Origin of the sequence: Nostoc commune NIES-4072 (assembly GCF_003113895.1) — a bacterium.
Lineage (GTDB): Bacteria > Cyanobacteriota > Cyanobacteriia > Cyanobacteriales > Nostocaceae > Nostoc > Nostoc commune.
Window position 1 is genome coordinate 5,120,888 of record NZ_BDUD01000001.1, and the last position, 10,212, is coordinate 5,131,099.

Here is a 10,212-nt window from a genome sequence, read left to right on the forward strand (position 1 = left end):
TTGCGTAAGTCCTAAATTTCTACTTGCTGCTGTTCTGCGATCGCTAAAGTACCAACTACAGTCTGCGCTGTAAAATTGGCTCCAAGGCTTTCTAGTACTTGCTCTGCTTCCAGTTGCATAGCTTGGCGGTCTAAAAGCTGACCTCGTCGCAACTCGCTACCCATAAACATATTTTCGGTAACGGTTAAATTCGGTGCAACATTCAGTTCTTGATAAATAAGATTAATACCCGCCTTACGTGCCGTCGCCGGATCGGTAATTTTCAGGGGTTGACCATTGATGCGAATTTCTCCAACATCTGCAATGTAAGCCCCAGCCAGGATTTTCATCAATGTGCTTTTGCCTGCTCCGTTTTCACCCATGAGAGCGTGAACTTCTCCGGGATAAATCGTCAGATTGACATTTTGGAGTGCAGATACACTATGAAATCGTTTTGTAATTCCCTGCATTTCTAACACCGGAGTGGTGGTTGGTGTATCAGGAAATGAGTTTTCAATAGTTGTTGTCATGAGCGGAACTTTTAAAAAGAATTGAAAATTTCCAATTGTGAGTTATAAACCAATAACTCACATTTAATGTGAAATTAAAATCATCACAAAATCATCTTTTAAAAACCAATCATTATCTTGGAAACTTCTAAAGGCCGTCTTCCAAATTTAGAGCTTTTCGCAGATGCAAATATATACATCATGGGTATGTGCAAAAAGTCTGTCAATGTATCAAAAGACTCAATTGAGATTAGAAATAATTGTTACTTAAAAGTTCACAATTTGTATTATTTACCAACCTTTTTCTGTGCTGATATTATTTTTAGTGATCAACTTAACTGGAATCAGAATAGTAGGATTGCTAGGTTTTTTACCATTTAAGATGTCATATCCAACCTGAACTGCTTTTTTGGCCATTCCTCGGGGATTTTGAGTAGCAGTTGCGGCATATAAACTATTTTTAGTAGCGATCGCAGTGATTGCTTCTGGCGCACCATCAACCCCTACAATAAAGAATTCTCTACGTTGTGCTTGGTTTGCTGCTAGTTCTGCGCCAAGTCCACTGGGATCGTTGATGGCAAAAACAGCATCAATTTTCGGAAAGGTTGTAAGCAAATCACTCATAACTCTAAGTCCTCCATCCCTACTACCCTCTGCATTCTGGTTTTTAGAGAGAATTTTGATATCGGGATATTTGGATAATACATTTTCGCAGCCAGTAATTCGCTGAATCACCGAGTCTACTGGCGGCCCATTAACTATTACTACATTGCCTTTACCTTTGAGGCGATCGGCAATATATTTACAACTAACTTCTCCAGCTTGGACATTATTAGTAGTGATGGTGGCATCCACACCTCCCTCAGCGCCTGTGTCTACAGCAATAACAATTCTACCTGCTCGTTTTGCGTTTTCAACTATTGGTCTAATTCCCCTTTTGTCAGCAGCATTCAAAACAATAATGTCAGCATTAGCAGCAGTGAAATTTTCAATCTGATTGGCTTGTTGGTTGAGGTCATAGGCACTCGAAGCTACAATAACGGTGACATCTTTTCCGCCAATTCTCTTTGCTTCTGCTTCAACTGCTTGTCCCATAACCACGAAGAAAGGGTTACTTAGATCGCCAACGGTGAAGCCAACCGCTCGTAATTTTCTATTCCCAGTGACGGTTTTAGTTTCTGCACTAGTATTGATTGCAGTGTTAGTGCCAGTAGTATTAATAGCACTGTTATCATTTTGAGCGCCATTTGTGCAACCAACAACAGCCAAACCTAATATGCCAGCTATGAGCAAAATTCTTTTCATATTCATCTATTTTTACAACCGATTTAAATTTGAAAGAGGTCAAAAGAATATAAATTTACCAAATTATTCCAATATGAACTAGGTCTAAAAACTTTAGATATCACCTAGTCATACTCTTACTTTTTCCAATTGCAACTACTTTCAAATGTCTTCTAATCATATATATTATCTGATTTGAATAAACGCTATTAATTCACCTCAATTAGATAGATGTTTTCTTTTTTTAAGCAAAACTATGAGCGTTACACTACATCAAAAAATCACATTTTTTTGTGAAACTACATTTGGGAGTGCGTAGGCTAAAAACAGATTTTAACTACAATTAGTAGAATCTGATGTTATCAAAATTGGAAATTTGTATTTCCTATTACATTTTTTTAGTTTAACCTGCATTATTACAAATACGATCCCCGTTTATCGAACTTTACAAAGTAAATAAAACTTTTCTATCTCTATGTAGGTAAAGGTTTGACCACTAGAGCATTTGCGAAAATTAAAGAATTTTTAACCGAGGGAGAGTTTAAAAAAAACTTAACATGTTTGAATTAACTCGAATTGAGAAAATTTAATACTATAGGAGGAAAAGATTTGGTTTTAAATCTGTCTTATAGGAGTAGAAAAATATAGCCGACTACCATAAACAAAAATTATTTTATCTTCTTTTCGGAATCAACTAAAATATGCCTGTCAAGTACGCTTATTTGCTATGCTAGGTTGCGAGAAATAGTTTTGTTGTGTCTCAAACAGAAGAATTCTCTAGATTATTCACTTTTCAAGTATTCTGAATGGTCAGAATCAATTCACAAAGTAGATAAATGTAAATTTGAGTTAAGAAAAAGCATTGATGCGTAGGCATAGCCCGCCGGAGGCATCGCTAATTCTTAAAGATTTTGATGTCTTCTCAGTAACGAGAACTTTTTACACAGCTATGCATACGTGTGCATAGCTGTTACTAAATATAAGTTCATTTTTTGTTCTACACGCCTGTGGAAAGTTAATATTTTTGTCAACTTCACCTAGAGGAGTGTTAATTCGTCAATTGTCTAGTATAAGAATACTTGACAATATTAGCCAACTCTTGTAATTTGCTTATTGCTTCTGCACCCTCCAACTTCATTAATTCGCGATCGTCCCATAATTCCATCCAAGTAATCCCATAATCAGATACTAAAAACCGAATTAGGTGCTTTTCTTCTAGGCTAACCATAAATGAAGCACTCTGCATTTGGTCACCGCATGTATAACAAGACGCAGTATAGCCACGCCCGTCAAGGGTAATTGTCAAGGCTTGCAGGTTCATTACCAAATCTTGAATGAATTCCTGATGTTGTTGCGCTAATCTTAGAAACACTTATTTTCTCCTACCACTCCAGTTATGTGGTTGCTTTTAAAATTTCTTTAGATTTACATCAGATGTAATTTGGTTGCTAAAAGTTCGTGTTTTTATAAAGACGTGATTAATCTTAATCTTCCGGTTGTAAGTAATAAACTAAATTCTCAAAGCCGTTTTAATATTTTGGACAATTACCTGGGGTGGTTGTGCAATATCTATAGATATGGTGTTTAATGGTTCTTCAAGAGTATCAAACTGGCTGTTGAGCAGTTTTTCGCTCATGTAATGATTGCTACGCTCTTGCAACCGCCTTTGAATCAACTCATAAGACCCTTTGAGATAAACTAGCTTGATGCGATCGCTCTTGGCGTTGGCGGAGCGATCGCTATCCAATAGCAGAAATTGCCGATAGCTGTCTTTTAAAGCAGAACACGCCAGTACTACATTTTTATTATTTTGCAGCCAATGTCTTATCGCTGTTTGCAAATCTTGCAACCAAGGCATCCTATCAGCTTCACTCAGAGGGATACCGCGCCGCATTTTCTCAACATTCTCTGGTGAGTGGAAAGCATCAGCATCGCTAAACTCCCATTGTAACGAGTCTGCTAGCAGTTTTCCTATGGTGCTTTTGCCAGAGCCAGATACACCCATTAGGATAATAATCATTGACTGCTTAATCATCTTTTTCTTCAAAAAAGTTAAGTTATTAAAATGGCGGCTGAATTTAAGACTCCTTTCCATACAACATGTGAGTTGTATTAAAATATCTTGACAAAAAAATGCACACGGTTGCAAAAATCCCAAACCTCGTTTTAACTACTACTCAAAGATATAAAAATTCTACTTCTTTAGACATAATTAATAATTGTTACCAGTAGTTATTGGGCATTAGAATAATTTGAATATTTTTTCTCATAAAAATTCTTGCTAAATTTATACAAAACATACAACTTATACACTATCTCAAACCTCAGCTTTCACAATAGGATGTTAAAGTAAAAATTGTTAACAAAAGTTGTTTTTACGGATCAAAAAAATAGTTGATATTGGCTGTGCTGCCATGAAAACTAGTGTCTTTAGGGGAACTACAAAAAAGAAATTATCCGATTTTTAGCAAGAAAGGCAGAGGGCAGGAGGCTCAGTTGGCAGAAGGGAATTCTGATAGCGCAGCGTTAGCGACGCAGGAGCGTCTTCCTGCACTCTGCTACGACCGGAGTCCGTAAGGGTTTAAGCCCCACTCCAAAATCTTAGATTTGGTGTCTTGCAGTGTAGGTCTGAAGCCTACACTGCAAGACTTGCCCTCTGCCTCCTGCCTTCTTCACAATCAAAACGACTTTTTCCTCCTCGCTCCCTGCCCTAAAGGCAATGGGATATTTTTGGAATTTCCTAGTATCCTAATTGCTGCAATTACAGCACTTTGCAACTAAATGAGGTACAGAACTAAGGATTCACAAATCAAATTATTCTTCTGCCTCCTGCCTCCTGCCTCAAAACCAGTGACTTTGTACCTCATGCAAAAGCAAACTGCTGTAAAGCTACTAAAGAAGTAGATCATTTCAAAAGTAATAGCCAGTTCATGACTACTAATGAGACGTTTCTTGAACTTCAAGCAAGCACAATAAATGTACTGTTTAAAAACATTCTAAAGCTCAATAAAACCTTAATTTTGAAACTTTGATGCATATAAATAATAAACTTTCTACTAATACTTCATCTCTACAAGGGCTACGAGTACTGCTTGTAGATAATGATGTTAATTTCTGCAATTCGTTGACGCCGATGTTGCAATCCTATGGTGTGAAGGTGCAAACGGCATTTTTAGGAAAGCAAGCTCTGGAAATATTTGAGCAATGGCAACCTGATATCCTCTTGAATGGTATTTCCTGGCCAAAGGAGGATAGCTATGCTCTGATTCACCAAGTGAGAACACTTACAGGAGAGCGAGGCAAAGTAGTACCAGCGATCGCTCTCACAGGCACTGTAACAGAAGATATGTATCAAAACGCACTTTTAGCTGGGTTTAGTCTATGCTTTGCTAAACCCGTAGTTATTGATGATTTTGTTGCGGTGCTTGGCATTTTAGCAATTGCTAACAATCCTCATCCTCATGCTAACTAGCTTTAATTAATGTCTGAGATATAGTAGTCTAACTCTTTAGAAGTAATGATATGGGTCATTTATTTGTGGAGATAACTATTTTTAAAACGCTACTAATGAACTTGATAAATGATAAAATTAATCTCACGAGTTATCAAATGTATATTTTAACTCAATTAACTTTGCTTTTGAGTAGCGGAATTATTGGTATTGCATTTATTCTAGCTTCTTATTTATTGGCAATGACTTGGATTTAGGAAACTTATATTGTTTGTTTAACTTGTATTAAAACTATTATTAAATACAAGGCAAGTAAGTAAACTGACCTAAAATATAAACCTTAGCTGCTAAATCATTGCAGTGCTAAACTTTATCCTATGACATCCGATCAACCCTTTGAGCAACCTATATCTGAGTCTACCGCTAATGAAGCATTCGATGTAGAGCAGCAAGATATTGCAGATGCTTTATTTCCCATCGTTGGCATTGCCGCCTCTGCGGGTGGATTAGAGGCGTTTACGCAGTTGCTCAAATATTTGCTTACCGATACAGGGATGGCATTTGTGCTGATTCAACACTTAGACCCTAACCACAAGAGTCTGTTGAGCGAGATTCTGGCAAGAACAACTCAAATGCCCGTCACTGAAGTGCAAGATGGCGTGACTATAGAACCTAACAAGGTCTACGTTATTCCGCCTAACACTAAGATGATGTTGTCTGGTGGGGTGTTGCAACTCTCGCCACGAGAGAAAGTTCAGGGTAAATATATGCCTGCTGATGCGTTCTTTACTTCATTGGCAGCAGATCGAGGGCACAAAGCGATCGCAGTAATTTTATCTGGAGCCGATGGAGACGGTTCACTTGGGTTAAAGGCAATTAAGGCAGCCGGAGGGGTGACTTTTGCTCAGTGTGAAGACACGGCAAAATTCGATAGTATGCCCAATACTGCTGTTGCCACCGGGAATGTCGATTTTGTGCTACCGCCTCAAAAAATCGCTGAGGAACTAATAAACCTCAGTCGCAATCCTTTTATTTCTGACTCATTGCCAGCGATCGCAATTGAGAAGTTGCCCGAACAGGGAAATGCCTTGGCGACTATATTTGTATTATTGCGATCGGCAACTGGCGTTGACTTTAGCCACTACAAACCCAACACCCTTGATCGCCGAATCCAGCGCCGAATGCTGTTGTATAAACTAGAACGCTTGCAGGATTATGCCCAGTTTTTGCAAGAAAATCCGAGTGAAGTCAAAGCGCTCTATGAAGAAATTCTGATCCACGTCACCTATTTTTTCCGCGACCCCGAAGCATTTCAACTCTTGAAAGAGCGAGTTTTTCCCACTATCATCCAAAACAAATCAGCATTGCCGATTCGGATTTGGGTAGCTGGGTGTTCCACGGGCGAAGAAGTGTATTCCATCGCTATCTCCTTGCTGGAGTTTTTGTCGGATAAAATCACCCCGCCGCCGATCCAGATTTTTGCCACAGACATCAGCGAGATAGCGATTGACAAAGCAAGATCGGGCATTTATGCAGAGAATCAAATGATGGAAGTCTCACCAGAGCGCCGCCGCAGATTCTTTAATGCCCTTGAAAGTGGTGGGTATCAAATTAGTAAAGTTGTCCGCGAACTGTGTGTGTTTGCTAGGCAAGACTTGGGTAGCGACCCCCCTTTTTCCAACTTAGATTTAATTAGCTGCCGGAATGTACTGATTTACTTGGACGAAACGTTGCAAAAACGGATATTGCCCATCTTCCATTACAGTCTCAACCCGACTGGATTTTTGCTGCTAGGGACTTCAGAAAGCACTGGTAAATATTCAGAGTTGTTTACTCAGATTGATAAAAAGTATAAAATTTATGCCAAGAGAATAACCGCATTTCGTCCAGCTTTTTCGTTCGTTACCAGCAATTATCCGATGGTAAAAGTGGACGAACCTAAGTTAATGAATGAGAATCTATCGGATGAGTTTGACTTAGAGAGAAAAACTGACCAACTGCTCTTGAATCGCTATGCCCCCGTGGGTGTGACGATCAACGACAAGCTCGAGGTGCTGCAATTTCGTGGAAAAATCGATCTCTACCTAAAACTTGCACCTGGTAAACCAAGTCTTAACTTATTCAAAATGGTGCGCGAGGGCTTGCTCATTGAGCTACGCGCCACAATTTATCAAGCACAACGGCAAAAAATTCTAGTTAGAAAGGAAGGGTTACGACTTGAAGAGGGCAATATTTTAAAAATCATCAATATTGAGGTGATTCCATTCAAGCCTTCGACCAATGAAGAATTCTATTTTCTGGTTTTATTTGAAGAAGCCCTACCCACTGTTAGCAACCTCAACACGGTAAATCCTGAGAGCCAAGAGCAGGGAGACTTAGAGCGAGAGATTGCTCGGCTAAGGCTTGAAGTGGCAATCGCCAATCAAGAGAGGGCCGCGACTCAAGAGTATTTGCAAGCGGTAATCCAAGAGCAAGAACACATCAATCAAGACCTAAAAGTTGCCAATGAAGAAATTCTCTCCAGTAATGAAGAGTTGCAAAGCACGAATGAGGAGCTAGAAACTGCTAAAGAAGAAATTCAGGCAACCAACGAAGAACTCAACACAACTAATGAAGAACTTCGTAGTCGAAATCTGGAATTACACCAAGTTAACAACGATTTGACAAATTTGCTTGCCAGTATCAATATTCCCATTTTGATATTGACTTCGGACTTACGGGTTCGACGTTTTACGCCAATGGCGCAACGGCTTTTCAATTTAATTCCCACCGATGCTGGACGACCCTTGAGCGATATCAGAGCGAATCTGAATATTCCTGACTTAGAACCTCTAATTTTGGAGGTACTTGACACACTCAGCATCAAAGAATTAGAAGTCCAAACTCTAGGGGGACATTGGTATAACCTCCGCATCCGTCCTTATCGCACTACAGAAAACCAGATTGACGGTGTAGTGTTGGTGTTAATAGATATTGATGTTCTTAAACGCAGTGCCACAATCTTAGAACAAGCCCGGAATTACGCTGAAGCAATTGTGGAGACGGTACAAGTGCCGTTAATCGTGCTTGATTCTGATTTCCGAGTGAATAAAGCCAATCGCTCGTTTTATGAAACATTTCAGGTTTCACCATCAGAGACAACGCAATCTCTAATTTTTGAACTAGGGAACGGTCAGTGGAACCTACCTGGACTACAACAGATCCTAGAAGACATTCTCGCCAACGATACCACTATTGAAAACTTGGAGGTAGAGCATCGTTTTGAGCAGATTGGACAGAAAACTATGCTGCTAAATGGTTGGAAAATTGTTCAACAGGGAGAGGCTCAAAGGATTTTGCTGGCGATTGAAGATATTACTAATCGCAAGCAGTTTGAGTTAGAGCGATCGCAACTTCTAGCACAGGAGCAGTCAGCCCGTCAAGAAGCGGAAAATGCCAACCAAGCTAAAAATGAATTCTTGTCGAACCTCTCCCATGAACTGCGTAACCCGCTCAATACTATACTTGGCTGGGCGCAACTTATCCGCACCCGCGATTTAGATGAAGCAGCAGTCACTCGTGCCTGGGAAGTGGTAGAGCGCAGTGCTAATGTGCAGGCTCAGTTAATCGATGATATGCTGGATCTCTCACGGATTACGAGTGGAAAGCTTCATTTAAACACTCGTCTAATCGATCTAGTTTCAGTAGTGAATGCCGCGATTGAGTCTATCGAATTTTCCGCAGAGGCGAAAGGCATTCAAATTGTTTCACAGTTGCACTCAGCGACAGTTGTCGGAGATTTTGACCGTTTACAGCAAGTTCTGTGGAATTTACTTGCTAACGCGATTAAGTTCACTCCAGCCGATGGGCGAGTGGGAGTTATGCTCGAAGCTGTATATAGTCACGCCGAGATTCGAGTCAGCGACACCGGAATTGGCATCCCGGTAGACTTGCTGCCTTATGTGTTTGAGCGCTTCCGCCAAGGAGATTCCAGCAGCAGTAAAACAAGTCAGGGACTTGGACTGGGCTTGTCAATCGTCCGTCATATTGTAGAACTTCACGGTGGAACAGTTCAAGCGCAAAGTCCAGGCGAGGGAAAAGGAACCACGATCGCCATCAGGCTGCCTCTGCGCTCAATGCCGCCGGAAATTACACCGCCAACTTATTTAGAGCCGAGCCTTTTATCAGAGACTCCAGATACATTAGATGGTAAAAATCCACCCCTTACCCTTGAAGGATTATGTATCTTGGCTGTAGACGATCAAGCGGATAGCCGCGACTTAATCAAGTGGATGTTAGAAGACTTCGGGGCTGAAGTAGTGATTGTTACATCGGCAAGGGAAGCGATCGCTGCTCTAACTGAATCTCCTAGCAGATATGATCTGCTTCTAGCAGATATTGGGATGCCAGAGGAGGATGGTTACTCCCTGATTCGTCAGATTAGAGAGCTTGAGCCTGAAGCTGGGGGACAAATTCCAGCAGCAGCAATCAGTGCCTATGTCACCGAGCAAGAGCGACAAAGGGCAATTGAAGCTGGTTTCCAAATGCATCTAGCTAAACCGATTGAGCTTACTGAATTGGTATTGATGATTGCAAATTTGACTGGACGAGTCACAGATAATTCGTAACACTTCGGCTACGCTCAGTATAAGTTCGTAATTCGTAATTCGTAATTGAAAGTATTGTATTTAATTTGTGAAAATGCGCGGTGTCCAAATCCCCGACTTCTCAAAGAAGTTGGGGATCTAATTTTCACAAATTATTTAAGACTGCTATAGTTTTACCCCACCCTAAGCCAATACGGTTCGTCGGTTAAAGGGGAAAGGGGAAAGGTTTTGAATACATACTTTACCCTTTCCCCAGATCGTAAGGAAAGTGAAAAATGCTTATCCGAACCGTATTGCACCCTAACCCTCCCCTTATAAAGGGGCTACGGTGTACACACAAGTTTGAAGTTGTTCTTTGAATCTGGGTTTTACCCCACCCTAACCAAGGCTTGAATTCAATAAA

The 10,212-nt window shown here is 40.4% G+C and carries 6 protein-coding genes; 2 read left to right on the forward strand and 4 right to left on the reverse strand.

Going from position 1 to position 10,212, the window contains the following annotated elements; all coding sequences use genetic code 11:
- Positions 1–11: 11 nt before the first annotated feature.
- The 4 genes from CDC33_RS40620 to CDC33_RS22820 all read right to left on the reverse strand — a co-directional run bounded on the left by CDC33_RS40620 (position 12) and on the right by CDC33_RS22820 (position 3,792).
- Complete coding sequence (locus CDC33_RS40620) at positions 12–509, reverse strand: ATP-binding cassette domain-containing protein (protein WP_244919322.1); 498 nt, start codon at positions 507–509, stop codon at positions 12–14.
- A 270-nt stretch (positions 510–779) separates the two neighbouring features.
- Positions 780–1,793: an ABC transporter substrate-binding protein gene (locus CDC33_RS22810; RefSeq protein WP_109010845.1), complete on the reverse strand. Its 1,014-nt coding sequence runs from the start codon at positions 1,791–1,793 to the stop codon at positions 780–782.
- A 1,027-nt stretch (positions 1,794–2,820) separates the two neighbouring features.
- Positions 2,821–3,144 carry a DUF1815 family protein gene (locus CDC33_RS22815; protein WP_109010846.1) on the reverse strand — a complete coding sequence of 108 codons (324 nt, stop codon included), beginning with the start codon at positions 3,142–3,144 and terminating at the stop codon, positions 2,821–2,823.
- Positions 3,145–3,282: 138 nt separating this feature from the next.
- Positions 3,283–3,792 carry a gluconokinase gene (locus CDC33_RS22820; protein ID WP_109012677.1) on the reverse strand — a complete coding sequence of 170 codons (510 nt, stop codon included), beginning with the start codon at positions 3,790–3,792 and terminating at the stop codon, positions 3,283–3,285.
- A 1,011-nt stretch (positions 3,793–4,803) separates the two neighbouring features.
- Between CDC33_RS22820 and CDC33_RS22825 the strand changes: the two genes are divergently transcribed.
- Both CDC33_RS22825 and CDC33_RS22830 read left to right on the forward strand, forming a co-directional pair.
- Positions 4,804–5,244: a response regulator gene (locus CDC33_RS22825; RefSeq protein ID WP_109010847.1), complete on the forward strand. Its 441-nt coding sequence runs from the start codon at positions 4,804–4,806 to the stop codon at positions 5,242–5,244.
- Positions 5,245–5,600: 356 nt separating this feature from the next.
- Positions 5,601–9,830 carry a chemotaxis protein CheB gene (locus tag CDC33_RS22830; RefSeq protein ID WP_109010848.1) on the forward strand — a complete coding sequence of 1,410 codons (4,230 nt, stop codon included), beginning with the start codon at positions 5,601–5,603 and terminating at the stop codon, positions 9,828–9,830.
- The last annotated feature ends 382 nt before the right edge of the window (positions 9,831–10,212 follow it).

Bases quoted from the DNA above. Each gene is read 5' to 3' on its own strand.
- CDC33_RS40620 (WP_244919322.1), bottom strand. From the start codon at position 509: ATGACAACAACTATTGAAAACTCATTTCCTGATACACCAACCACCACT.
- CDC33_RS22810 (WP_109010845.1), bottom strand. From the start codon at position 1,793: ATGAAAAGAATTTTGCTCATAGCTGGCATATTAGGTTTGGCTGTTGTT.
- CDC33_RS22830 (WP_109010848.1), top strand. From the start codon at position 5,601: ATGACATCCGATCAACCCTTTGAGCAACCTATATCTGAGTCTACCGCT.
- CDC33_RS22825 (WP_109010847.1), top strand. From the start codon at position 4,804: ATGCATATAAATAATAAACTTTCTACTAATACTTCATCTCTACAAGGG.
- CDC33_RS22820 (WP_109012677.1), bottom strand. From the start codon at position 3,792: ATGATTATTATCCTAATGGGTGTATCTGGCTCTGGCAAAAGCACCATA.